This is a genomic window from Tateyamaria sp. LSS28 (assembly GCF_059611725.1).
On record NZ_JCAPFI010000003.1, the window covers coordinates 398,933 to 421,627 of the forward strand.

Annotated in this window: 20 protein-coding genes; 9 read left to right on the forward strand and 11 right to left on the reverse strand. The window is 59.8% G+C overall.

All coding sequences use genetic code 11. The annotated features are described in order from the left end of the window. Window positions 1-31 precede the first annotated feature (31 nt). From AC53L6_RS10555 to lexA, 6 genes are all read left to right on the forward strand, one after another. Window positions 32-613, forward strand: a complete 582-nt coding sequence (locus tag AC53L6_RS10555; RefSeq protein ID WP_299597223.1) for an anthranilate synthase component II — start codon at window positions 32-34, stop codon at window positions 611-613. Continuing rightward, on the forward strand, window positions 610-1,626 hold the full coding sequence (gene trpD / locus AC53L6_RS10560) for an anthranilate phosphoribosyltransferase (protein WP_496907810.1): 1,017 nt from the start codon (window positions 610-612) through the stop codon (window positions 1,624-1,626). Before AC53L6_RS10555 ends, trpD begins: the two co-directional genes overlap by 4 nt. A gap of 82 nt (window positions 1,627-1,708) precedes the next feature. Beyond that, window positions 1,709-2,524, forward strand: coding sequence for an indole-3-glycerol phosphate synthase TrpC (gene trpC / locus AC53L6_RS10565; RefSeq protein ID WP_496907811.1), 816 nt, complete (start codon window positions 1,709-1,711; stop codon window positions 2,522-2,524). Continuing rightward, window positions 2,524-2,997, forward strand: coding sequence for a cyclic pyranopterin monophosphate synthase MoaC (gene moaC / locus AC53L6_RS10570; RefSeq protein ID WP_496907812.1), 474 nt, complete (start codon window positions 2,524-2,526; stop codon window positions 2,995-2,997). The genes trpC and moaC overlap by 1 nt, the downstream gene beginning before the upstream one ends. Next, the gene (locus tag AC53L6_RS10575; protein ID WP_496907813.1) at window positions 2,994-4,169 is read left to right on the forward strand and encodes a molybdopterin molybdotransferase MoeA; all 1,176 of its coding nucleotides are present in this window, start codon (window positions 2,994-2,996) and stop codon (window positions 4,167-4,169) included. Before moaC ends, AC53L6_RS10575 begins: the two co-directional genes overlap by 4 nt. A 66-nt stretch (window positions 4,170-4,235) precedes the next feature. Continuing rightward, entirely contained in the window at window positions 4,236-4,934 is a 699-nt protein-coding gene (gene lexA, locus AC53L6_RS10580; RefSeq protein ID WP_299200288.1) for a transcriptional repressor LexA, read from the forward strand. 81 nt (window positions 4,935-5,015) lie between these two features. Here lexA and AC53L6_RS10585 read toward each other — a convergent pair whose 3' ends face one another. Then, complete coding sequence (locus AC53L6_RS10585) at window positions 5,016-7,097, reverse strand: ComEC/Rec2 family competence protein (protein ID WP_496907814.1); 2,082 nt, start codon at window positions 7,095-7,097, stop codon at window positions 5,016-5,018. A gap of 80 nt (window positions 7,098-7,177) precedes the next feature. Here AC53L6_RS10585 and gltX point away from each other — a divergent pair, with 80 nt between their 5' ends. The 3 genes from gltX (at window position 7,178) to AC53L6_RS10600 (ending at window position 11,160) form a co-directional block, all read left to right on the forward strand. Further along, window positions 7,178-8,578, forward strand: a complete 1,401-nt coding sequence (gene gltX, locus AC53L6_RS10590) for a glutamate--tRNA ligase (protein WP_496907815.1) — start codon at window positions 7,178-7,180, stop codon at window positions 8,576-8,578. A 104-nt stretch (window positions 8,579-8,682) separates the two neighbouring features. Further along, window positions 8,683-9,978 carry a citrate synthase gene (gene gltA, locus AC53L6_RS10595; protein WP_299200312.1) on the forward strand — a complete coding sequence of 432 codons (1,296 nt, stop codon included), beginning with the start codon at window positions 8,683-8,685 and terminating at the stop codon, window positions 9,976-9,978. Window positions 9,979-10,131: 153 nt separating this feature from the next. Next, entirely contained in the window at window positions 10,132-11,160 is a 1,029-nt protein-coding gene (locus tag AC53L6_RS10600; protein WP_496907816.1) for a calcium-binding protein, read from the forward strand. A gap of 27 nt (window positions 11,161-11,187) precedes the next feature. Here AC53L6_RS10600 and AC53L6_RS10605 read toward each other — a convergent pair whose 3' ends face one another. The 10 genes from AC53L6_RS10605 to AC53L6_RS10650 all read right to left on the reverse strand — a co-directional run bounded on the left by AC53L6_RS10605 (window position 11,188) and on the right by AC53L6_RS10650 (window position 22,585). Further along, a complete protein-coding gene (locus tag AC53L6_RS10605; RefSeq protein ID WP_496907817.1) occupies window positions 11,188-11,964 on the reverse strand; it encodes an enoyl-CoA hydratase-related protein in 777 nt (258 codons plus the stop codon). A 69-nt stretch (window positions 11,965-12,033) separates the two neighbouring features. Then, on the reverse strand, window positions 12,034-12,489 hold the full coding sequence (locus tag AC53L6_RS10610; protein WP_299200333.1) for a cytochrome c-type biogenesis protein: 456 nt from the start codon (window positions 12,487-12,489) through the stop codon (window positions 12,034-12,036). Beyond that, on the reverse strand, window positions 12,486-14,444 hold the full coding sequence (locus AC53L6_RS10615) for a heme lyase CcmF/NrfE family subunit (protein WP_299200341.1): 1,959 nt from the start codon (window positions 14,442-14,444) through the stop codon (window positions 12,486-12,488). Before AC53L6_RS10615 ends, AC53L6_RS10610 begins: the two co-directional genes overlap by 4 nt. A gap of 164 nt (window positions 14,445-14,608) precedes the next feature. Continuing rightward, entirely contained in the window at window positions 14,609-15,181 is a 573-nt protein-coding gene (locus tag AC53L6_RS10620; protein ID WP_496907818.1) for a holin family protein, read from the reverse strand. Beyond that, window positions 15,172-15,783, reverse strand: a complete 612-nt coding sequence (locus tag AC53L6_RS10625) for a holin-associated N-acetylmuramidase (protein WP_496907819.1) — start codon at window positions 15,781-15,783, stop codon at window positions 15,172-15,174. The genes AC53L6_RS10620 and AC53L6_RS10625 overlap by 10 nt, the downstream gene beginning before the upstream one ends. 74 nt (window positions 15,784-15,857) lie before the next feature. Then, the gene (gene ccmE / locus AC53L6_RS10630) at window positions 15,858-16,301 is read right to left on the reverse strand and encodes a cytochrome c maturation protein CcmE (protein ID WP_299200365.1); all 444 of its coding nucleotides are present in this window, start codon (window positions 16,299-16,301) and stop codon (window positions 15,858-15,860) included. Between the two features lie 9 nt (window positions 16,302-16,310). Next, window positions 16,311-17,339, reverse strand: a complete 1,029-nt coding sequence (gene argC, locus AC53L6_RS10635; RefSeq protein ID WP_496907820.1) for an N-acetyl-gamma-glutamyl-phosphate reductase — start codon at window positions 17,337-17,339, stop codon at window positions 16,311-16,313. Window positions 17,340-17,366: 27 nt separating this feature from the next. Beyond that, entirely contained in the window at window positions 17,367-18,176 is an 810-nt protein-coding gene (locus AC53L6_RS10640) for a glutamate racemase (RefSeq protein WP_299597259.1), read from the reverse strand. Window positions 18,177-18,193: 17 nt separating this feature from the next. Continuing rightward, window positions 18,194-19,078: a lysophospholipid acyltransferase family protein gene (locus AC53L6_RS10645; protein ID WP_299699371.1), complete on the reverse strand. Its 885-nt coding sequence runs from the start codon at window positions 19,076-19,078 to the stop codon at window positions 18,194-18,196. 87 nt (window positions 19,079-19,165) lie between these two features. Further along, window positions 19,166-22,585: an indolepyruvate ferredoxin oxidoreductase family protein gene (locus AC53L6_RS10650; RefSeq protein ID WP_496907821.1), complete on the reverse strand. Its 3,420-nt coding sequence runs from the start codon at window positions 22,583-22,585 to the stop codon at window positions 19,166-19,168. Window positions 22,586-22,695 lie beyond the last annotated feature (110 nt).

The following is a 22,695-nucleotide window of genomic DNA, read 5'->3' on the forward strand; positions in this document are numbered from 1 at the left end:
AACGCCCGCCCTTGGAACATCGAATACGCCCATGCTTCTGCTGATCGACAATTACGACAGTTTTACCTACAACCTCGTCCATTATTTGGGATCGTTGGGGGCGGATGTTCATGTCTACCGCAATGACGCCCTGAATGTGCAAGAAGCGATGGCACTCAAGCCCGAAGGCATCCTTCTGTCACCTGGTCCCGCGACGCCGGATCAGGCCGGTATCTGTCTTGCACTCACCGCAGCCGCTGCTGAAACACGCACCCCCCTTATGGGTGTATGCCTTGGTCACCAGACCATCGGGCAAGCCTTTGGCGGCAAGGTCGTGCGCGCGGACGAGATCGTTCATGGCAAGATGGGCACCATGCACCATGACAATCGCTCGGTGTTCAAAGGGTTGCCCAGCCCGTTCGAAGCAACCCGTTACCATTCGCTGATCGTCGACCGGGACAGCCTGCCGGATGAGCTGGAAATCACCGGCGCGCTCGAAGACGGCACGATCATGGGCCTTGCCCACAAGGAATTGCCGATCCACGGCGTGCAATTCCATCCGGAATCGATCCGCTCGGAACATGGGCACGCCATGCTCCAGAACTTCCTGGATCTGATGCCGGTGGCCGCATGAGTGACGCACTAAAACCGCTCATTGATGCAGCGGCAAACGGTCCCCTGACACGCGATCAGGCCGAAGCAGCTTTCCAGATTCTCTTTGACGGCGAAGCAACGCCCAGCCAAATTGGCGGATTGCTGATGGCCCTGCGTACACGTGGCGAAACGGTCGACGAATACGCCGCCGCCGCCGCCGTGATGCGCGCCAAGTGCAACCCGGTCAAAGCGCCTGAGGGCGCTATGGACATCGTTGGCACAGGTGGGGACGGCAAGGGCACGCTGAATATCTCGACAGCCACCGCATTCGTCGTGGCAGGCGCAGGCGTGACGGTCGCCAAACACGGCAACCGCAACCTCAGTTCGAAGTCCGGGGCGGCGGATGCGCTGACCCAGATGGGAATCAACGTGATGGTCGGCCCCGATGTGGTCGAAAAAGCCATCAAGGGTGCTGGCATTGGCTTTATGATGGCCCCCATGCATCACCCCGCCATCGCCCATGTGATGCCGACGAGAGCAGAACTTGGCACGCGCACAATCTTCAATATCCTCGGCCCGCTTACAAATCCCGCGGGTGTCAAACGGCAACTGACCGGCGCATTTTCGCGCGACCTGATCCGCCCCATGGCCGAAACACTCGGTCAGCTTGGTTCCGAAGCTGCATGGCTGGTGCACGGTTCGGATGGCACGGATGAACTGACGATCACAGGCGTGTCCTGGGTGTCCGGCCTGTCCGATGGCACAGTCACTGATTTTGAAGTGCACCCAGAAGAAGCTGGCCTGCCCACCCATCCGTTCGAGGCGATCGTTGGCGGCACACCCGAAGAGAATGCCAAATCGTTCTCGGCCCTGCTGGACGGCGCACCCGGCGCCTATCGTGATGCCGTACTTCTGAATTCCGCAGCCGCACTCAAAGTTGCCGGCACAGTCACGGACTTGAAGGAAGGGGCCGCACGCGCCGCGGAAAGCATCGACAGCGGCGCCGCACGCGACAAGATCAATATGGTCGCAAAGATCACGCAAGCGGGTTGATGCTCATTCACCCAGCCAGATAAACTCCGGAGAGCACGAGAGACTGCCCCTCGCCCCCACCGTCAGACAAAAAGCGCGCCAGATGACCGATACGATCCTCGACAAAATCAAAGCCTACAAACTTGAGGAAGTGGCGGCCGACAAGGCGTCCAAACCGCTCGAAGCCGTGGAAGCGGAAGCGCGCGAGGCATCCCCTGTACGTCCGTTTGCGAAGGCCCTGCAGGTTGCGAACAGGGAAGCCTATGGCTTGATTGCCGAGATCAAGAAAGCCAGCCCATCCAAAGGGTTGATCAGGGCGGATTTTGATCCGGCGGAGCTCGCGAAAGCCTACGAAGACGGCGGCGCCACATGCCTATCGGTCCTGACGGATACCCCAAGTTTTCAGGGCGCCAAAGAGTTCCTGACACAAGCCCGCAACGCCTGCGCCCTGCCCGCTTTGCGCAAGGATTTCATGTACGACACCTATCAGGTGGCCGAAGCGCGCGCACTTGGGGCCGATTGCATCCTGATCATCATGGCGTCAGTCAGTGATGCACAGGCCCACGAGCTGGAAGAAGCGGCGATGGAATGGGGCATGGACGTGCTGCTGGAAGTGCACGACGCGGAAGAGCTTGAGCGCGCTGCGGCTCTGAAAAGCCCGCTCATGGGCATCAACAACCGCAACCTCAAGACATTTGAGGTGTCTCTGGACACCACCCGCACCCTGTCGAAACAGGTGCCGGCAGATCGAACCATCGTTGCCGAAAGCGGGCTAAACACACCGGCCGACCTTGCTGATCTTGCCATGTACGGCGCCCGAACCTTCCTGATTGGGGAAAGCCTGATGCGGCAGGACGACGTGGCCGCTGCCACGCGAACCTTGCTCGCCAACCCGCTCACCGCCGGAGGGGGGATGTAATGGCACTTACGCATTTCGACGATCAGGGTGCGGCCCACATGGTCGATGTGTCTAACAAGGATGTCACTGACCGCATCGCCGTGGCTGAAACATGGGTGAAGATGAAGCCGGAAACCTTTGATATCATTACCGAAGGACGCGCAAAAAAGGGTGATGTCATCGGGGTTGCACGTCTGGCCGGGATCATGGGGGCCAAGCGCACTGCTGACCTGATCCCGCTGTGCCATCCGCTGCCCATAACCAAAGTGTCCGTTGATCTGACCCCTGACGCCGCCCTGCCTGGGCTACGTATCACGGCCACTGTGAAGACAACCGGCCAAACCGGTGTCGAGATGGAAGCGCTGACCGCCGCCTCCACCGCCGCTCTCACGGTCTACGACATGGCCAAGGCCGTCGACAAAGGCATGGAGATCGGCGGTCTGCGCGTCGTTCTGAAAGATGGCGGGAAGTCTGGGCGCTACGAGGCGACATGATCACCGTCACCCAAGCGCTGGAAAACCTGTTCGACCTTGCGGACGAAATGCCGACCGAACATGTGCCCCTTCTTGAAGCGGATGGTCGGGTGCTGGCTGAACCCGTCGCTTCGCAGCGCACCCAGCCGCCCTTTGCCGCATCTTCAATGGATGGCTACGCGCTCAAGGCGGTCGAGGCAGATTTGCACGCGCAGTTCAAAGTGGTGGGTGAAGCCGCCGCTGGACATGGATGGAACGGGACCGTCGGCGCCGGTCAAGCCGTGCGCATCTTTACTGGCGCGCCAGTGCCCGATGGAGCGGATAAGGTTGTCATCCAGGAAGACGTCACACGCAGCGGCGATCTGATCACGATCACGGATGATCCCGGCACAAAAGACAACATCCGTCCCGCTGGCATCGACTTTGCCGAAGGGGATACGCTCGACGCGCCCCGCATCCTCGCCCCGGCTGACATTGCCCTTTTGGCGTCGATGAACGTGCCACAGGTTCCTGTGCGACGCGGACCGGTCGTGGCGCTGATCGCGACGGGTGACGAGTTGGTCATGCCGGGCGAAGACCCCGGCCCGGATCAGATTATCGCATCGAACACGTTTGGCCTGTCTGCAATGCTGCGGCGGCTTGGGGCTGTGCCCCGCCTCTTGCCCATCGCGCGTGACAGCGCCGCGTCCCTGACAACCGTGTTCAGCCTGGCAAAAGGCGCGGATCTGATCGTCACCATTGGTGGTGCTTCGGTCGGTGACCATGACCTTGTTGGCCATGTTGCGGGCGAGTTGGGTATGGAGCGCAGTTTCTACAAGGTCGCGATGCGCCCGGGCAAACCACTGATGGCGGGACGGTTGCACGGCACGCCCATGATTGGCCTTCCGGGAAATCCCGTGTCCGCCATGGTGTGCGGCACAATTTTTCTGGCTCCGATGATCCGCGCAATGCAAGGGTTGGGCCGGGCTCCCGCCACACGTCAACTGATGCCGCTCTCTGCGCCGCTTAGCGCAAATGGCCCACGCGAGCATTACATGCGCGGGCGGGTCCGGAATGGTGCCGTAGAAGATGCCGGGCTGCAGGACAGTTCATTGTTAAGTGTGCTGGCCAACGCAAATGCCCTTATCGTGCGCGCGCCAAATGATCCGCCCCGTAACGCCGGTGATCTGGTGGATGTGGTTGATTTGACCTGACCCGTTGACACAAAAGGGGAACGTCCGTAGAACAAACCCAAACAAAATGGGCTTGGAGGACGAACAGTGTTGACAAAGAAGCAGCTGGATCTGCTCGAATTCATTCATAAACGGGTGCAGCGCGACGGGGTTCCCCCCAGCTTTGACGAGATGAAAGAGGCGTTGGACCTGCGGTCCAAGTCGGGCATCCACCGCCTGATCACGGCGCTTGAGGAACGCGGCTTCATTCGCCGCCTCGCCCACCGCGCCCGTGCCATCGAAGTTGTGCGGCTGCCTGAAAGTCTGGGCGGTGCCCCGAGCGGCTTCCAGCCCCGGGTCATCGATGGCGACAAACCTGACGCGCCGCCCCCGGCTGCTGCCCGTCCTGTTGAGACCGCAGACGCGATAAATTTGCCTGTTATGGGCCGGATTGCCGCCGGGGTGCCAATCTCTGCAATATCAGAGGTCTCGCACTCCGTGGCTGTGCCCGGACAGATGCTTTCGGGACAAGGCGATCACTATGCGCTTGAGGTCAAGGGCGACTCGATGATCGATGCAGGCATCAATGACGGCGATGTCGTGGTCATTCGCGAAACATCAACGGCGGACAACGGCGACATCGTCGTGGCGCTTGTCGAAGACCACGAGGCAACGTTGAAGCGCTATATGCGCAAGGGTGATACGATTGCGCTTGAAGCGGCCAATCCAGCCTACGAGACACGTGTTTTCCCCGTGGGACAGGTCAAGGTGCAAGGGCGGCTCGTTGGTTTGATCCGCACCTATTGAACAAGGGCGCACGACACGTGCGCCTTACTCGTTACGATCACCGCACAGAATGTGTGTCGTAGGGCGGACCAATGGTCCGCCTTACTTGTTTTCCGCAACAGCCCAATTGTTTTCGAAAAGCCTTGTCAGTTCGGGTGGTGGGGCTTTGGCCCAGCCAGACCACATGCGATCCCCGGCAACGTCACGCGCTGTGCGAATACGCAACCCGCCCCCTGTTTCCACAAAGGCAATGGCACCGGTGCGCCGCAGAATGGGTGGGGATAGCACAAGACACGGAAGGTTTGCAGCGTCGAGCAGCTCCGTGTTGCTGACAACAATGTCGCCCTTCGCGCAGCCAGAAAATCCCGCAGCCGCGCGTTTGCCACTCAGGTGCACGATCCGGGGACCGCTCCCCTCTTTCCAGCGCGCTGCGGCATCTTCTTGTTCAATCCCCTCCCCATCGTTTTCCAACCAGTTGCGCGCGACAAACCCCGCACCCTTGGCTTTGCTCAAGGCGCGCCCTTCATCGGTCATGAGGCCCACGATACCGCCCGTATCGGCCACCAACACCTGCGGGCGCGATCCTGTTTGCCAAAGCAAGAAAGCAAGAGCGACGGCGGCCCCCCCTGCAAAGCGCACACGCCCCTGCCAAAGGATCACAAAGAGCATGCCCAAAGCCATCAAGGGCAACACGGCTGGACCCGGCCCCGCCACGTAACCCTGTGCCCCCTCCAACCCGGACACTGTATCGGCAACCCAAAGAATCCAACGCAACCCCAGACCCATCAACCACAAACCGATGCCATCAAGGCCAACAGGTGCCAGCACCAGCGCCAAAACCGCCGCCGGAATCACAAGCGTGCCCATGAGCGGCACACTTGCGAGGTTCGCAATTAGCCCGTAATGCGCCATCGTGTTGAAATGCGCGGCACCGATGGGTGCCGTCGCAAGCCCTGCCACAGCCGAAGAGATCACGACCCCCAAAACAGGCTGCAACCATTTCGGGCCAAGCGACCAGTCAAGATCACGGATCCAGCCAAAGACGGCGACAAGCGCGGTGGTGGCGGCAAAGGACATCTGGAAACCGGGGCCCATCAACGCCTCTGGTCGTAAAGTCAAAACAATCAACGCGGCCATGGCCACCGCCCGCAGGCTGAGGGCACGCCGATTGACCAGCACCGCACAGAGGGCCACCGCTACCATAACAAAGGCACGCTCGGTCGCTACATTTCCTCCGGACAAAGCAAGATAGACCGAGGCTGCAATCAAAGCGCCCACGGCGGCCATTTTTCGAGCAGGCCAATACAGTGCAATGCGTGGTATCAAGGCAAAGAGCAGGCGCAGCAGACCGAACACAAAGCCCGACAGCAGGCCCATATGCAGCCCCGAAATCGCCAGCAAATGCGCCGTGTTGGAGGCTCGCAGGTCTTGCAAGGCATTCTGGCTGATCCCGCTGCGATCCCCGGTGGTCACAGCCGCGGCAAACCCTCCCACATCCCCGGGCAAGACTGCCCGCACATGGGTCGACACGGACATGCGGATACGGAAGACTGTCTGGCGCAGATCGAATTCCGCCATGCTGATGGCAAGCAAAGGCACGCGAGTGTAACCGACCGCACCCAGTTCTGCGAACCACGCATGGCGTTGGAAATCGAAACCTCCGGGCTCCACCGGGCCACCCGGAGGCCCAAGATGCGCGGTGGTCATCACCCGCAAACCGGGTTCCGGCGTCACACCCAGATCAGATTTGTCATGTAATGAAATGCGCACCCGTCTTGGCGTATCCGACGGGGCAACGCGGTCCAGCTTGACGTGATCCAAGGTCAGGCGCACAGCATCAGATGCACTGCGATCCATACCAACGATGCGTCCCTCAACTGGCCCGTAATAGCGCCAGTCCAGCACCGGACCAGCCACGGAATGCGCCCGCCATCCGGCCAGGACAAAACCAAGAGCAATCATGGTCAGAAACACGAATACAGGCGACATCGCCTCACCGATGCGCCGAGAGACAAACGCGGCACCCGCCCCCACAGAACCGACACTCAGGATCAGGGCAACAGATGGCTCAAACCGCAGTCCGAAAAACAGCGCAATTCCACAGGCCATTCCAACCGGGCACCATCCAAACAGGTGGCCGCGCTGGATCAGCATCACGTGGCGAAATCCCAGGCCATGCCCCATGCTTGCCCCTCTCGCCCATGGTGAGTATCAGGAGCGCAAACCGTAGACCCACCGTGGTTAAACAAAGGTAAACGCGCACCATGTCACAACCCGTCGTCACCCGCTTTGCTCCTTCACCCACGGGGTTCCTGCACATCGGCAGTGCACGCACGGCGCTGTTCAACTGGCTGTACGCGCGGGGGCGCGGCGGAACCTTCCTGCTACGGATCGAAGATACCGATCGCGCGCGCTCCACCCCGGAAGCAACACAAGCAATCTTCGATGGGATGGCGTGGCTCGGGCTTGACCACGATGGCGAGGCGACCAGCCAGTTCGCAAACGCTGACCGCCATGCAGAGGTCGCGCATCAGCTTCTGGCAGAAGGCAAAGCGTACAAATGCTTCTCGACGCAGGAAGAGATTGCAGCCTTCCGCGATGCCGCACGGGCCGAGGGCAAATCGACCCTCTTCCGCTCACCCTGGCGCGACGCTGACCCTGCCACACACCCCGATGCGCCGTTCGTGGTTCGGATCAAGGCCCCGAAAGAGGGCAACACCGTGATCCGTGACGAAGTGCAAGGTGATGTGACCATTCGGAATGACCAACTGGACGACATGGTTCTGCTGCGCGCTGACGGCACGCCCGTCTACATGCTTGCCGTCGTGGTGGATGATCACGACATGGGGGTCACGCACGTGATCCGCGGCGATGACCACCTGAATAACGCCGCCCGACAGATGATGATCTATGATGCCATGGGCTGGGATGTTCCCGTCTGGGCGCATATCCCACTCATCCACGGGCCAGACGGTAAAAAATTGTCGAAACGGCACGGTGCGCTTGGTGCGCAAGAGTATCAGGTCATGGGGTATCCCGCCGCCGGTATGCGCAATTACCTTGCTCGCCTGGGATGGAGCCACGGCGACGACGAGTTCTTTACCGATGCGCAGGCAAAGGAGTGGTTTGACCTTGGCGGCATCGGGAAAAGCCCCGCCCGCTTTGACGTAAAGAAGCTTGAAAACCTCAGCGGTCAGCACATCGCGCAGACCGAGGACGCTGCGTTGCAGCAAGAAATTGAGAACTTTTTGAAGGCTGCGGGCAAGGAACCTCTGAAACAATCGCAGAAAGATGGGTTGTTGAACGCGCTACCCTACGTCAAGGAACGGGCAAAGACCTTGCCAGAACTGCTTGAAAAAGCGCATTTTGTTCTGACGGAGCGGCCAATCGCACCGGATGAAAAGGCATCAAAAGCGCTTGATACGGTATCCCGTAGTATACTGTCGCAATTGACGCCGCAGTTGCAAACCGTTACTTGGTCCCGTGACAGTTTGGAGGCGGTCCTGAACGATTTTGCTGCGTCACAGGACACGAAATTCGGCAAGCTGGCAGGCCCGTTGCGGGCCGCCCTTGCGGGTCGGGCCGTAACGCCTTCGGTCTTTGACATGATGCTGGTGCTGGGGCGCGAAGAAACCCTTGCCAGGCTTGAGGATGCTGCCGCCTGACGAGGTTCATCAATCGTTCATGGTGCGCAGTCTAACGATGGGCACGCGGGTCTACCGCGGCCCCAGGCGGGCATGCCCGCCACGCGACGAAAGGAACGACCCTGATGGCCGATACCCAAAAATCCGCAACCCTGACAATTGGTGACGACAGCTTCGATCTGCCAATCCACTCGCCCACCGCGGGCCCCGATGTGCTGGATATCCGCAAACTCTATGGCCAGGCGGGTGTGTTCACCTATGACCCCGGTTATACCTCGACCGCCAGCTGCGACAGCACCATCACCTTCATCGACGGGGACAAGGGCGTGCTGCTGCACCGTGGCTATCCCATTGATCAACTGGCTGGCAAATCGCACTATCTCGAAGTGTGCTACCTGCTGCTCTACGGTGAATTGCCGTCAGCCGCACAATTGGAAGAATTCGAAAGCCTCGTGACAAACCACACCATGCTGCACGAGCAGATGGTGTATTTCTACCGCGGCTTCCGCCGGGACGCGCACCCTATGGCGATCATGACCGGCGTGGTTGGGGCGATGTCGGCCTTCTACCACGACAGCACCGACATCCACGACGCCCACCAGCGCGAGGTCGCCTCGATCCGCCTGATCGCCAAGATGCCGACGATTGCCGCCTGGGCCTACAAATTCTCGATCGGCCAGCCGTTCATCTATCCGCGCAACGATCTGGATTATGCGTCGAACTTCCTGCGCATGTGCTTTGCCGTCCCGGCCGAGGATTACGAGGTCAACCCGATCCTGTCCCGTGCCATGGACCGCATCTTTACCCTGCACGCGGATCACGAACAGAACGCCTCGACCTCAACCGTGCGTCTGGCCTCCTCTTCGGGGGCGAACCCGTTCGCCTGTATCGCGGCCGGTATCGCCTGCCTCTGGGGCCCGGCCCATGGCGGTGCAAACCAGGCATGCCTCGAGATGCTCAAGGAAATCGGCAGCGTCGACCGCATCCCCGAATTCATTGCCCGTGCCAAGGACAAGAACGATCCGTTCCGCCTGATGGGTTTCGGCCACCGCGTCTACAAGAACTTCGATCCCCGTGCGACGGTTATGAAGCAATCAGCGGACGAGGTTCTGGAGCTCTTGGGGGTCGACAACAATCCGATCCTGCAAGTTGCAAAGGAACTTGAAAAGCAGGCGCTGGAGGATCCGTACTTTGCCGAGAAGAAGCTGTTCCCGAACGTGGACTTCTATTCCGGCATTATCCTCGAAGCGATGGGCTTCCCCACGTCGATGTTCACACCAATCTTTGCGATGTCGCGGACGGTGGGCTGGATCTCGCAGTGGAAAGAAATGATCGCAGATCCGCAGAACAAGATTGGCCGCCCGCGCCAGTTGTATCTGGGCGAAACGTCCCGCGATTACGTGGACATCGAAAACCGCTGATCCAAGGAAAAGCCCCGCCCAGTGCGGGGCTTTTTTTCGATCAATTCAATCTGTTTTTCCGCATCGTTTCGTCGCCGTCGACAATGCCCATATCTGCTTGACAGAAGACGCACCACCGCTCCAAAAAAAGACAAAACACTGGGGGGTGTTGTTATGGTAATTGGTTTTACTCTTCTGACGTTGCTGGGCATTGGCCTGATCGTTAGCCTAGTGGATGATGACGACGACAGTTCAAGCAACTCGGTCACAGAGCCAGACGGTGTAGAAGTCACCGGCACCGAAGATTCAGAGATCATCAACGGGACAGAAGGGACGGACCTTCTGATCGGCGGCGATGGTCAAGACATAATCAACGGTGATGCATCTTCGGACACGATCGAAGGCGGCGCAGGTGACGACCGCATTGTAGGCGACGCTGGTGATGACCAACTTCTAGGCCAAGCGGATGACGATGTGATCATCGGCGGCGGAGGCGATGATACAATTGCCAGCGGCCAGGGCGACGACTTTGCACAAGGTCGCGGCGGCGATGACAGGCTGACCGGTAGTCTCGGTCGGGACTGGCTTGAGGGCGGCGACGGCAGTGACACCATTGCGGCCGGGTTCGGAGAAGATACGTTGGTTGGCGGTACCGACGCCGATTCACTTGAGGGCGGCGGCGGCACTGACTTGATCATGGGCGGCGACTTGGCCGAGATCGACCTGTCAGAATTTGAATTGGCCGGTTTGCGGGATGGGACGCTGAGCTTTGTCGAAGCCGCCGGGCTGGAAGACTTGGACGACGTCCTGCTCAGCGTGGCTGACGCGGAAGACAACGCCGCCGATACACTGAACGGCGGTGACGGCAATGACGCACTACTCATCGGGAGCGGAGACATCGCAACCGGTGGCGAGGGCGAGGATGAGTTCGGGATTTTCGCAGATGCCCTGTCAGGAGATCAGGGCCCGAGCACGATCACGGACTATGTCCCTGGAGAAGACTTTATCTTCATTCTGGATGATCCAGATGCCGCGACACCAGCAAGCGTTTCTGTCCTGACAGCAGGTGACGACGCAATTGTCGCCCTGAATGGTCAACCTGTTACGATTGTGAACGGGGCAGCAGGATCTCTGTCAACGGACGACATCGGCTTTATCGCCGGTATCCCTGTCTCGGTTCTCGACCCCAACACAACGGTCTGACCCGCGGGGGTGCTGATCCCGCGCGGGTCAGCGCCCCTCGAAACTCGGCTTGCGCTTCTCGACAAAGGCCAGCACGCCCTCGCGGAAGTCACGGCTTTGACCGCAATCGCCCTGCTCGGACGCTTCTGATGCCATCTGTGCCTCAAGGTCGTTGCCCCAGCTTGCGCGGATCACGCGCTTGGCGGCGGCAAAGGCCTTGGTCGGACCATTCGCCAGATGCGCGACACGCGCTTTCCAGTGATCCTCGAACGCCTCATCCGCCACCGCTTCCCAGATCATGCCCCATGCGTCCGCTTGGCGGGCCGTGATCTTTTCGGCAAACAGCGCGGCCCCAATGGCCTTGGCCATACCCATCGTACGCGGCAACACATAGGTCCCCCCCGCATCCGGGATCAGGCCGATCCGGGTAAAGGCTTGCAGAAAATACGCGCTTTCTGATGCGATCACCACATCGCATGCCAGTGCAAGGTTCGCCCCCGCCCCGGCGGCTGCACCATTGACCACGGCCACAGTGGGTACGGGACAGTCAACAATCGCATTCAACATCGGTGTGTATTCGTCGCGCAATGTGCGTTCCAAATCCAGGTTGGACGCATTGGCGCGATCCCCCAAATCCTGACCCGAGCAAAAGGCACGCCCGGCACCGGTCAACACCACAACGCGCGCCGTCTTGCCTGCATGGGTAACGGCCACCTCGATCTCCGCTCGCATCTGCGTCGTCAGCGCATTCATCACGTCGGGCCTGTTCAGCGTGATGATCGCTGCGCCATCTTCCATTGCGTAGGTGAGCGTCTCGTAATTCATGGCCGGTGTCCCTTCAGGTTCCGATCCTCAATATCAAACCGATCAGTTTAGAAAAGCCCCGACGCGCCGTTACTCGTCCATAATCTCGCGCAAACGACGGGTTTCCTCATCGCTCAACCCGGCTTCTGTGGTGACAGGCGCACGACTGCGCCCGCGCAAATAGCCAAAACCGATGCCAGCGGCCAAAAGGAACATCAGCGGCCCAGCCGCCCACAACATCCAGTTGGACCCGGATGTGCGGGGCGTCATCAACACGAACTCTCCGTAGCGTTCGACAAAGAAATCAACAATCTGCGCGTTGCTCTGTCCCTCCGCCACCTGCTCGCGAATGACCTGCCGCGCATCAATGGCCCACTGTGCATTCGACGATGCAACGGATTCGGACTGGCAAACCACGCAGCGCAGCGCATGATCCAACGAACGGGCGCGTGCCTCTTGCTCGGGGTCTTCAAGCATTTCCGACGGATCAAGTGCCAGCGCCGCCGTGCTCAGAACCATCCAGAAAAGAACGACAAGCCGCTTCATTCCGCAGGCACCGCCTGAACCTTGCGCGCCCCAACGGCCACACGGAAGCGTCGGTCGCTCAGTGACAAGAGCCCTCCCAGGGACATGAGCGCACAACCAATCCAGATCCAGTTGGTCAGCGGCTTGATATAGGTCCGCACAGCCCAACCGCCGCCCTGCTGGGCGTCACCGATCACAACATACACATCCCGAGCCAGATCATAATCGATCCCGGCTTCGGTCGTGGGCATCTGCGCCACCGGATAGATACGTTTCTCGGGGCGCAGCTGCGCAATCTCACTCCCGTTTCGTGACAGCGTGATAGAGGCCATCGTGGACAGGTAGTTCGGTCCTTCCACATCCTCGACGGCATCAAGGGTCAAATCATATCCACCGACATTGAATTGCTCCCCAATCTGGGCGACACGGATGTCTTCGGTTTGCCAAGCCGTCAGGCCCGCAACACCAATCATCGTGACACCCAAGCCTGCATGGGCAACCGTCTTGCCCCAGTCCGCCCGCGGAAGGCGCCAAAGCCGTCCGAAATCAAATTTCTTCCCGGTCCGAGACGCAAGATCGACCATTGCCCCCATCACCAGCCACGCGCCAAGGAACGCACCCAGTGGGCCAGTCAACGGCTTGCCCGTGTTCATCGCCCAGGCCAACCCACCAAAGGCCAAGGCCAATACAAAGACATAGCGCAGCGGCCGTACCGCTTTCGAGATCTGCCCCCGCTTCCACGGGATCATCGCGCCGATCGGCAAGATCAAACCGAGTATCACCATGAAAGGCGTGAACGCCATATTGAAGAAAGGCGGACCGACACTTAACTTCCGGTCAAAAAACATCTCGGCCACCAGCGGCCACATCGTACCCACGAAGACCACAAAACAACTGACCGCAAGCAGCAGGTTGTTGGCAATCAGTGCACTTTCGCGGCTGACCATGCCAAACACGCCCCGCGCCTCCATGGTACCCGCACGCAGTGCAAACAGCAGCAACGCGCCTCCCATGAAGAAGCCCATGATCATCAGGATGAACACACCACGCTCGGGATCATTGGCAAAGGCGTGGACCGAGGTCAGCAAGCCAGAGCGCACGATAAACGTGCCGATCAACGAAAACCCAAAGGCGAGGATCGCCAGCAGGATGGTCCATGATTTCAGGCTCTCGCGTTTCTCAACCACGATGGCCGAATGCAGCAGCGCTGCCGCCAGCAGCCATGGCATGAAAGACGCATTCTCGACCGGGTCCCAGAACCAGAAGCCGCCCCAACCCAGCTCGTAATAGGCCCACCAGGACCCCAACGCGATTCCAATGGTCAGAAAAACCCAGGCCGCCAGCGTCCAGGGTCGCACCCAACGGCCCCAGGCCGCATCTACACGGCCTTCGATCAACGCAGCGACGGCAAAGGAAAACGCCATGCTCAGGCCAACATAGCCCAGATACAGAAACGGCGGGTGGAAGGCCAAACCGGGATCCTGCAACAGCGGGTTCAAATCCTGCCCGTCAAAGGGCGGTACGGCCAAACGCAGAAACGGATTCGATGTGAACAGGATGAAGGCAAGAAAGGCGACACCAATCGCCCCTTGGACCGCCAGCACCCGTGCGCGCAAGGTGGGCGGCAGATTGTCCCCAAACCACGCGGCCATCGCCCCGAACAGCGCCACGATCAGCACCCAAAGCAGCATGGACCCCTCGTGATTTCCCCACGTGCCCGAGATTTTGTAGAGCATCGGCTTTGCCGAATGGCTGTTCAGCACCACCAGCCGCAAAGAGAAATCCGAGACGATGAACGCCCACATGAGTGCCGCAAAGGAAAAGGCAATCAGCAGGAACTGCGCCGACGCCGCAGGTTCCGCAACCGCCATCCAGCGCGCATCGCGCCGCCATGCGCCAACCAACGGGACAACAGCCTGAACAATGGCAATCAGAAAGGCGAGGACGAGGGCGAAGTGACCGAGCTCTGTAATCATGTCTCGGTTATATGACGCCCTATGCCCGCCGCCAATGGGTATGCCGTTTATGTCGCATCACGACATCGCCAGAAACTGCGTTTCTTCTGACAATAAATACCACGGGGACGCCGCAGGCGGGGGCAGAGCCCCTGAAGAATGTCGTCGCGCAAGCGGCCTTTGGATCACGCCGCAGCACGCCACTCGTCAAGTGCCGCATTCTCGCCCCGCGCCAACGACGCGACAGTCAGCCGCGCATCCCCGTCCGTCGCAGCCGCACCAATCCCGTCATGCCGCATCTTCCGAAGGGCCGAAACATTCTCCATCACTTGCGGAACATGCGACATCGTCTGCACAATCTCCCGCTGAAACTGCTGCGCCTTAACCTGATGGCGGGCCCCAAAATAAAAGGACACAATCACACCCAAGAGCCACCAGAGCGGTTCAGGCACCAGCGCAATCCCCTGCATACGTTCGGCAAACCACAAGGGCGCCACCATGGCCGACACGAACAAGCCCAGGGTCCCCAAAGCCAGCGCCGGACGTGGCAAGCGGTTGATCCCGTCCATCACGCGGTCAAACCAACCCACGCGCGGCACCGCAAACTCGGCCCCCAACTCGCGCATCGCCTGAATTTGAACCTCATGGGCCCGTGCCGATCCGGCCTCGGCATTCTCCCGGAACACCTCAACCGTGTCCTTCACCACATTACGATCACTGCCGAACAGCAGCGCGAACAACCCCTGCATCAACCCCATGCCGCAACCCTTTCCCGAAACTGCGTCTCTGTCAGATGAAAGCGCGGGGCGACGAACTCCTCGGCCCGCTTGATCCAGCCGCCCTTCCCGCCTGCACGGCTGCGCGCGTACTTGCGGCTGGCGGGCCGATTATCAGCGATGCGGAAGTAATAGTTGCGCCGCGCAATCCCGTAAGCATCAACCAGATGATCAGGTGCCGCATCGTAAGCAGCCCGCGTGGCCCCGATGCTCTGCGGTCCAAGCGCCCCATCGACCACAACGGCGTGCCCCATGGTGTTCAGTAAACGCTGCAGGATCTTGATCGCATTGGCACCCCCGTTGACATACATGTCAAAGACGGTGGCGTGCAGTGCATCCGGCAACGCTGCAATTCTTGGTCGCTCGAAGTAATGCGTGATGAAAATATCCACCGCTTGCGCACGGCTGAGACGACGCACGTCGCGCACGTCCACATCGCCATCCTGGTCCAGATCAAGACCCAAGCGCTCCATTGTGTGGATCGTGACACCAAACTTCGTGGCGCCGCCCGGATCATCCGGATCATTCACGAATCCGCCCTCGCGGCCCACGATCTCTTCTGCAATGTCTTGGACATTCTGCATCAGCCAGCCCTTCCCGTAGATGTGATGGGAAGACTGCTGTGATGTCGGTTAACGGGCTTTAACTTGACCGAACGCTACGTGTCGGGCTCTTTGTAGACACCTTGCGCCTTGAGCGCATCGACGACCTCGGCAGGCATATAGGTCTCATCGTGTTTCGCAAGAATTTCAGAGGCTTCAAATACGCCGTTGATGTACGATCCGGTCCCAACCATGCCTTGGTTCTCTTCAAAAAGATCCGGCAACACACCTGTAAACACAACGGGCACCGTTGCGCCGCCATCGGTCACTTCAAAGCGAATCGACTCGCCCTGGCCACGTATCAACGACCCTTCAGCGACCAGTCCGCCAATGCGGAACACCTCGTTCGGACCAGGCGGTTCCGCCATAATCTGACTGGGCGCCCGAAAAAAGTTGATACCGTCGCGCATGGCATAGCCAATCAGCACCGTCGAAACCGTCAGTGCGACCGCCGCGAGGGCGATGATCTGGATCCGGCGCTGCTTCTTCAGACTTTTCATGGGCTCACATCAAGGGAACAACGGGGCCATCAACAGCCCTTCAGTCTCTGGAATACCTAACATCAGATTGGCATTTTGCAACGCCTGCCCCGACGATCCCTTGGTCAAATTATCGAGGGCAGCAACCACCACCGTCCGCCCGGGCAACCGATCCGCCGCGACACCGATATGGCAGAAGTTCGATCCACGTACATGCCGGGTGCTGGGCACCTCGCCCATCGGCAGCACTTCGATGAACGGTTCAGCCGCATAGGTCGCCGCCAAAGTGTCATAAATCGCCTGTGCCTCGCCCTTCACATAGGCCGTGCCCAAAATCCCCCGGTTTGCAGGGATCAGATGCGGCTGGAACTGGATATGCACATCCCGCCCCGCAACCTTGGAAAACTCCTGGTCAAACTCGCCCAAATGCCGGTGCGCGCCGCCCGTGGCATAGGCGTGATACCCTTCGCTCAACTCGGCATGCAGCAAATTCTCTTTCAACGCCCGCCCCGCGCCAGACACGGCCGCCTTGAGGTCAAGAATGATGTCATCCAGATCAATCACGCCCGCCGAAATCAATGGCCGCAACGCAAACTGTCCCGTGGCAGCGTTGCACCCCGTGCCAGCCACCAACCGCGCAGCGGTAATTTCATCGCGATAAAACTCGGTCAGGCCATAGACAGCTTCGCCCTGCATCTCGACCGCCGAATGCGGGTTGCCGTACCACTTCTGATAGGCCTCCGGGTCGCGCAGCCGGAAATCCGCGCTCAGATCAATGATCCGCAGATCGCGCGGCAAGCCCGAGATCACCTCTTGGCTCGTCTTGTGCGGCAAGGCACAGAAACACAGGTCAATCCCCGCCCAGTCGATCTGGTCAAAGGCGACCATGAGCGGCAGATCCAGATGACGTAAGTGAGGATAGACCTGCGCAACAGTCTGCCCAGCTTTAGAGAACGCACCCAAAGCCTTGATTTCAATGGAAGAGTGCCCAGCAATCAGCCGGATCAATTCAGCGCCCGTGTAGCCGGAAGCGCCCAGAATAGCGATGTTATAGGTCATGTCAGTCTTCTTGGATAAAGGGTCAGATCAAGCGGCTTCAAACGTGATCTGTCGTCGCAAGAATTGCGTGGCGCGCTGGCTGACGGTCTTGGGATCACCGGTGGTCAGATACCCCGACGCACCGCTGCCCATCTTGTCAGGGTGACGCTGCAGATAGTCGGCCAGGCTCTCGCCCACCAAACCGGCTTGCGAATACACAGCCACATCCGCGCCCAGCGCGTCCTGAAACTCGTCCTGCATCAGCGGATAGTGGGTACAGCCCAGAATGGCAGCCTGCGGCTCGGGCATCTTACGCTTCAGCGCATCCACATGGGACCGCACCAGCGCATCCGCCAAAATCATGTCGCCATCCTCGATGGCATCCACAACGCCCCCACAGGCCTGCGCTTCGACATCGACGCCAATGGCGCGAAAGGCCAGCTCGCGCTGAAACGCGCGGCTCGCCACTGTCGCAGGCGTTGCAAACAATGCAACATGCTGCACCCCGACCTCGCGCGGCGGAGAATTGTCTCCCCACTGACGCTCGGTCAGCGCTTCGATCATTGGTACAAAAACACCCAGCACACGTTTGTCAGATGGCACCCACCGTTCCTGCATCCGGCGCAAAGCCGCTGCAGAGGCCGTGTTGCAGGCCAAGATCACCAGATCGCAACCCGCATCGAACAGGCGCTGCACAGCCGCAGTCGTCAGGTCATAGATATTGTCGGCCGTCCGCACACCGTAGGGCGCATTCGCACTGTCGGCGAGGTACACGAAATCCACATCCGGCAGCCGCTTTTGCGCAGCATCCAGCACGGTCAAACCGCCCAAACCGGAATCGAAAATACCAACTGCCATGCAGCACCTCTCGCGGCTCACGTGCGGTGCCGCTCTTCGAACTCATATCCCAGGTCAAACATCTTCACCGGGTTCGGGTTCAGCTCATACGTGGCTTTGCGCAGGAATTCCATCATCTGTTTGGGGTGCTGCGCCATCGGGTTAAGCACATCCCTGCCGATAGGGTCCCCAATCACCACATCCACGGGCGTATCCACCCGCTTCTTGAACTCTTTGATCAGCAAGCCAAGGCGCAGCGTATTGTGCAGATGGCTGGCAATCTGGAACATGCGGCTGGTGTGTCCATCGAAGTAGAGCGGCACAACGGTCGCCTCGGATTTCGCCACCATGCGCGCCGTAAAACTGCGCCAACCGGGGTCCATGGGCCGCGAAAACGGCTTTGCTGCCGTGCTGACAGTCCCACCGGGAAAGATGCCAATCGCTCCGCTGTCGCCAAGATAGCGCAACGCCTCCTTGCGGGTCGCCACGTTCAGCGCCATCGCCTCACGCGTGTCATCAAAGCTGATTGGCAGTAGCACCTTGTTCAACTCCTCGGCCTTCTTGAAGACCGAGTTTGCCATGATCCGAAAATCGCCCCGGATGGTCGACAGGATATGTCCCATCATCAAACCATCCAGAATGCCATACGGATGGTTCGCAATTAGAATAAGCGGCTTGTCACGCGGGATGTTGTCCAAACTGCCCGCAACGACATTCAGCGATAGCCCATAGCGCTCCACCATTACGGCCCAGAAGTCACGGCCCGCCGCCACTTCGTGTTCGTAGCCCTGCGCCCGCTTGATCAGCCGCAAGCGCCCGGTCGTGTTTTCAAGGATACGGATCAACGCGCGCCCACCCTTGGTCTCGGCCGAGTGGGAATAGCTGATCTCGCGCGTGATTTCGCGTTGCTGACGGTTGGGCATGGTGCTTTGCCTGATGACGGTACTAGCCACCCGTTTTACGGGGTGCGCGCAATCCTGCCTAGCCCATATGACGCAGGTGTGACGCGATCACTCAGCCGCCTTGGCCTGTTCTGGCCCTCCTGCCCGAATAACGGACAGCAACTCCTCACGCCGCTTGGCCGCCTTCACCTCGTTCGCCTGCTTGACCGGACCAAAGCCCCGAATGTCGAGCGGAAGCGCAGCCAGCGCCAAAATCGCATCGCGGGTGCCTTCATCCAGCTTGGGCAGCACCGCCTTCATATCGGCCTCATACTGCTTGATCAGCGCCCGCTCCATCCGCCGTTCCTCGGTCCGCCCAAAGATGTCCAGCGGTGTCCCGCGTAAACCCTTCAACTTCGCCAACAGACGGAAGTTGCGCATCATGCCAGGACCGTACTCCTTCTTCACAGGCCGCCCATCCGGACCGTCTTTTGACAGCATCGGCGGGGCCAGATGGAACTTCATCTTGAAATCCCCCTCGAACTGCTCGCGCGCCTTGGCCTCTGTTTCCAGATGCAGGCGGGCCACCTCGTACTCGTCCTTGTAGGCCAGCAGCTTGTGATAGCCCTTGGCCACCGCCTCCTTCACAGCGACGTCCTCAATCCCATCCACCAGCTTGCGATAGCGCTTGGCCAGCCGCTTGGATTGGTACTTCACCAGATGATCCGCCCGGAAGGCGATCTTCTCATCCAGCGATTTCGGCAACTGGATCACCTTGGGCTCCGCAATCCGCGCGGCCTCTTCCGCATGCAGCACCGCCCAGCGCCCGATATCAAAGGCGCGTTTGTTGCGCTCAACCGCCGCACCGTTCAGATCAATCGCCGCCACGATGGCGTCATGGGTCAACGGCACCAAGCCCCGTTGCCACGCAGCACCAAAGATCATCATGTTGGAAAAAATGCTGTCGCCCATCGTGGCCTTCGCCAGATCCGAGGCATCGAACATGTCCACCCGATCCCGCAGACGCGCTTCCAGCGCAAGGGATAGTCGATCAGACGGCAGCGCAAACTCTGTATCACGGGTGAAATCCCCGGTGATGATCTCATGACTGTTCACCACCGCGCCCGTGCGCCCAGCGCTGGTCAGGCCAAGCGTCTTGGCCCCAGCGCTGACCACCAGGTCGCCGCCAATCAGCGCATCACACTCGCCCGTCGCAACCCGAATGGCACTGATATCGGCAGGATCATTCGCCAACCGACAATGGATGTGCACCGCACCGCCCTTCTGCGCCAGCCCCGCCATTTCCATCATCCCGGCACCTTTACCGTCGATATGCGCCGCCTGCGCCATGACCGCGCCAATGGTCACAACACCAGTGCCACCGACACCCGTAATCACCACATTCCAAGTGCCTTTGATCTCAGGCAGTTTGGGCATCGGCAGATCAGGCAAATGCAACTCGGTCGTCGCAGCCTTCTTCACCTGCGCCCCTTCCAGCGTCACGAAGCTGGGGCAGAACCCTTTGAGGCAGGAAAAATCCTTGTTGCAGGACGACTGGTCAATCGCCCGCTTCCGGCCCAGCTCGGTCTCTTTCGGCACGATGGAGACACAGTTCGACTGCACGCCACAATCGCCGCAGCCCTCGCACACATCCGTGTTGATGAACACACGCTTGTCGATGTCCGGAAAGGTGCCGCGCTTGCGGCGCCGACGCTTCTCGGCCGCACAAGTCTGCACATAAACGATGGCACTCACGCCTTCAGTCTTAGCAAAGCGCTCTTGAACCAGCGGCAACTCCGCCCGCTCATGGGTCGGCACACCCGTAGGAAAGCGCGAGACATCCACATCTTCCTTTTCGTCATAGACAACGGCGACATGCTCACAGCCCATCGCTCGGACTTCATCGACGATGCGGTAGGGATCAAGGCCACCCTCATTCCCCTGCCCACCCGTCATGGCAACAGCGTCGTTGTACAGGATCTTGTAAGTGATGTTGGTTCCGGCAGCCAAAGCTGCGCGAATGGCCTGCACGCCCGAGTGGTTATAAGTCCCGTCGCCTATATTCTGAAACACATGATCGCGTGTCGAAAACGGCGCCTCGCCGATCCAGTTCGCGCCCTCGGCCCCCATATGGGTATACCCGATGGTCTCGCGGTCCATCCATTGCACCATGTAGTGACAGCCAATCCCGGCATAGGCCCGCGACCCCTCGGGCACTTTGGTCGATGAATTGTGCGGACAGCCTGAACAGAAATAGGGCAAGCGCGCCGCGATATCCTCGGCATTGTCGGACCGGCGTGCCTCGTCCAGCTTGGACAGCCCTGCCTTGATCCCATCGGTATTGCGGCCTTCCTCCAAAAGAATACCGCCCAGTTTCTCAGCAATCAGGATCGGGTCCAGCGCCCCACGGGTCGGAAACAGCTCTTCGCGGTGCAGGCCACCGGCACCCCCCTTATACCAGCCGTAAACGCGCCGCCCGCGCCGGTCGTCAAAGATCGCCTCCTTGATCTGCACCTCGATCAGCTTGCGCTTTTCCTCGACGACAACGATCAGGTCCAAGCCTTCGGCCCAGTCGTGGAAGCCCTGCATGTCCAGCGGAAAAGTCTGCCCCACCTTGTAGGTCGTGATGCCCAGCCGCTCGGCTTCGTTCTCATCGATATTGAGCAGGTTCAAAGCGTGGACCAAATCCAACCAGTTCTTGCCCGCAGCGACAAAGCCGATCTTGGCTCCGGGCTTGCCCCACATGCGCTTGTCCATGCGGTTGGCGCGTGAAAACGCCTCTGCCGCAAAGCGTTTGTGGTCAATCATCCGCGTTTCTTGTTCGGTCGGCGTATCCACCAAACGAATGTTTAATCCGCCCTCGGGCAGTTGGTAGTCCGGCACCTTGATGGCCATGCGATGCGGGTCGCCATCCACGACACTGGTGGCCTCCACCGTGTCCTTCATGGTCTTCAGACCAACCCACAGCCCCGAAAACCGGCTCAGCGCCCAACCATAGACACCATAGTCCATGATCTCCTGCACGCCCGCCGGAGAGACAACAGGCATGTAGGCGTCAATCAGCGCCCATTCGGACTGGTGCAATACGGTCGAGCTTTCACCTGTATGGTCGTCCCCCATGGCGACCAGCACACCGCCATGTTTCGACGATCCAGCCATGTTGGCGTGTTTGAATGCGTCGCCAGACCGGTCCACGCCCGGCCCCTTGCCGTACCACAGACCAAAGACGCCATCGAACTTGCCCTCGCCACGCAATTCGGCCTGCTGCGCGCCCCATAGGGCAGTCGCTGCCAAATCCTCGTTCAGCCCCGGCTGAAATGTCACGTCATGCGCGGCAAGCTGCTTCAGCGCCCGCGTCATCTGCATGTCCACGGCCCCAAGCGGAGACCCGCGATATCCAGTCACCAGGCCGGCAGTATTCAGCCCCGCAGCGGTATCCCGCGCCTTCTGCATCAGCATCAAGCGCACAAGCGCCTGTGTCCCGTTCAGCAAAACGGGGCTCTTTTCAAGATCGTAGCGGTCGTTCAAGGAAATCTTTTGCGTGCTCATCGCTGGCCTCCCCTGCCGTGATCAGTCTTGCATATTCTCAGTTGAATAATAGGTCACACACTCTGACCTTACCAGAAAATTTTTCGTGCGTTCCCGGTTCCGGTCATGCA

What these genes read in the sequence shown, in the direction of transcription:
- gltA (WP_299200312.1), top strand. Translation starts at nt 8,683, where the DNA reads ATGGCCGATACCCAAAAATCCGCAACCCTGACAATTGGTGACGACAGC.
- AC53L6_RS10605 (WP_496907817.1), bottom strand. Translation starts at nt 11,964, where the DNA reads ATGAATTACGAGACGCTCACCTACGCAATGGAAGATGGCGCAGCGATC.
- gltX (WP_496907815.1), top strand. Translation starts at nt 7,178, where the DNA reads ATGTCACAACCCGTCGTCACCCGCTTTGCTCCTTCACCCACGGGGTTC.
- AC53L6_RS10650 (WP_496907821.1), bottom strand. Translation starts at nt 22,585, where the DNA reads ATGAGCACGCAAAAGATTTCCTTGAACGACCGCTACGATCTTGAAAAG.
- AC53L6_RS10615 (WP_299200341.1), bottom strand. Translation starts at nt 14,444, where the DNA reads ATGATTACAGAGCTCGGTCACTTCGCCCTCGTCCTCGCCTTTCTGATT.
- AC53L6_RS10610 (WP_299200333.1), bottom strand. Translation starts at nt 12,489, where the DNA reads ATGAAGCGGCTTGTCGTTCTTTTCTGGATGGTTCTGAGCACGGCGGCG.
- trpC (WP_496907811.1), top strand. Translation starts at nt 1,709, where the DNA reads ATGACCGATACGATCCTCGACAAAATCAAAGCCTACAAACTTGAGGAA.
- AC53L6_RS10620 (WP_496907818.1), bottom strand. Translation starts at nt 15,181, where the DNA reads ATGGGGTTGATGCAGGGGTTGTTCGCGCTGCTGTTCGGCAGTGATCGT.
- AC53L6_RS10555 (WP_299597223.1), top strand. Translation starts at nt 32, where the DNA reads ATGCTTCTGCTGATCGACAATTACGACAGTTTTACCTACAACCTCGTC.
- trpD (WP_496907810.1), top strand. Translation starts at nt 610, where the DNA reads ATGAGTGACGCACTAAAACCGCTCATTGATGCAGCGGCAAACGGTCCC.
- AC53L6_RS10645 (WP_299699371.1), bottom strand. Translation starts at nt 19,078, where the DNA reads ATGCCCAACCGTCAGCAACGCGAAATCACGCGCGAGATCAGCTATTCC.
- AC53L6_RS10585 (WP_496907814.1), bottom strand. Translation starts at nt 7,097, where the DNA reads ATGGGGCATGGCCTGGGATTTCGCCACGTGATGCTGATCCAGCGCGGC.
- AC53L6_RS10575 (WP_496907813.1), top strand. Translation starts at nt 2,994, where the DNA reads ATGATCACCGTCACCCAAGCGCTGGAAAACCTGTTCGACCTTGCGGAC.
- AC53L6_RS10640 (WP_299597259.1), bottom strand. Translation starts at nt 18,176, where the DNA reads ATGGCAGTTGGTATTTTCGATTCCGGTTTGGGCGGTTTGACCGTGCTG.
- argC (WP_496907820.1), bottom strand. Translation starts at nt 17,339, where the DNA reads ATGACCTATAACATCGCTATTCTGGGCGCTTCCGGCTACACGGGCGCT.
- moaC (WP_496907812.1), top strand. Translation starts at nt 2,524, where the DNA reads ATGGCACTTACGCATTTCGACGATCAGGGTGCGGCCCACATGGTCGAT.
- AC53L6_RS10600 (WP_496907816.1), top strand. Translation starts at nt 10,132, where the DNA reads ATGGTAATTGGTTTTACTCTTCTGACGTTGCTGGGCATTGGCCTGATC.
- AC53L6_RS10625 (WP_496907819.1), bottom strand. Translation starts at nt 15,783, where the DNA reads ATGCAGAATGTCCAAGACATTGCAGAAGAGATCGTGGGCCGCGAGGGC.
- ccmE (WP_299200365.1), bottom strand. Translation starts at nt 16,301, where the DNA reads ATGAAAAGTCTGAAGAAGCAGCGCCGGATCCAGATCATCGCCCTCGCG.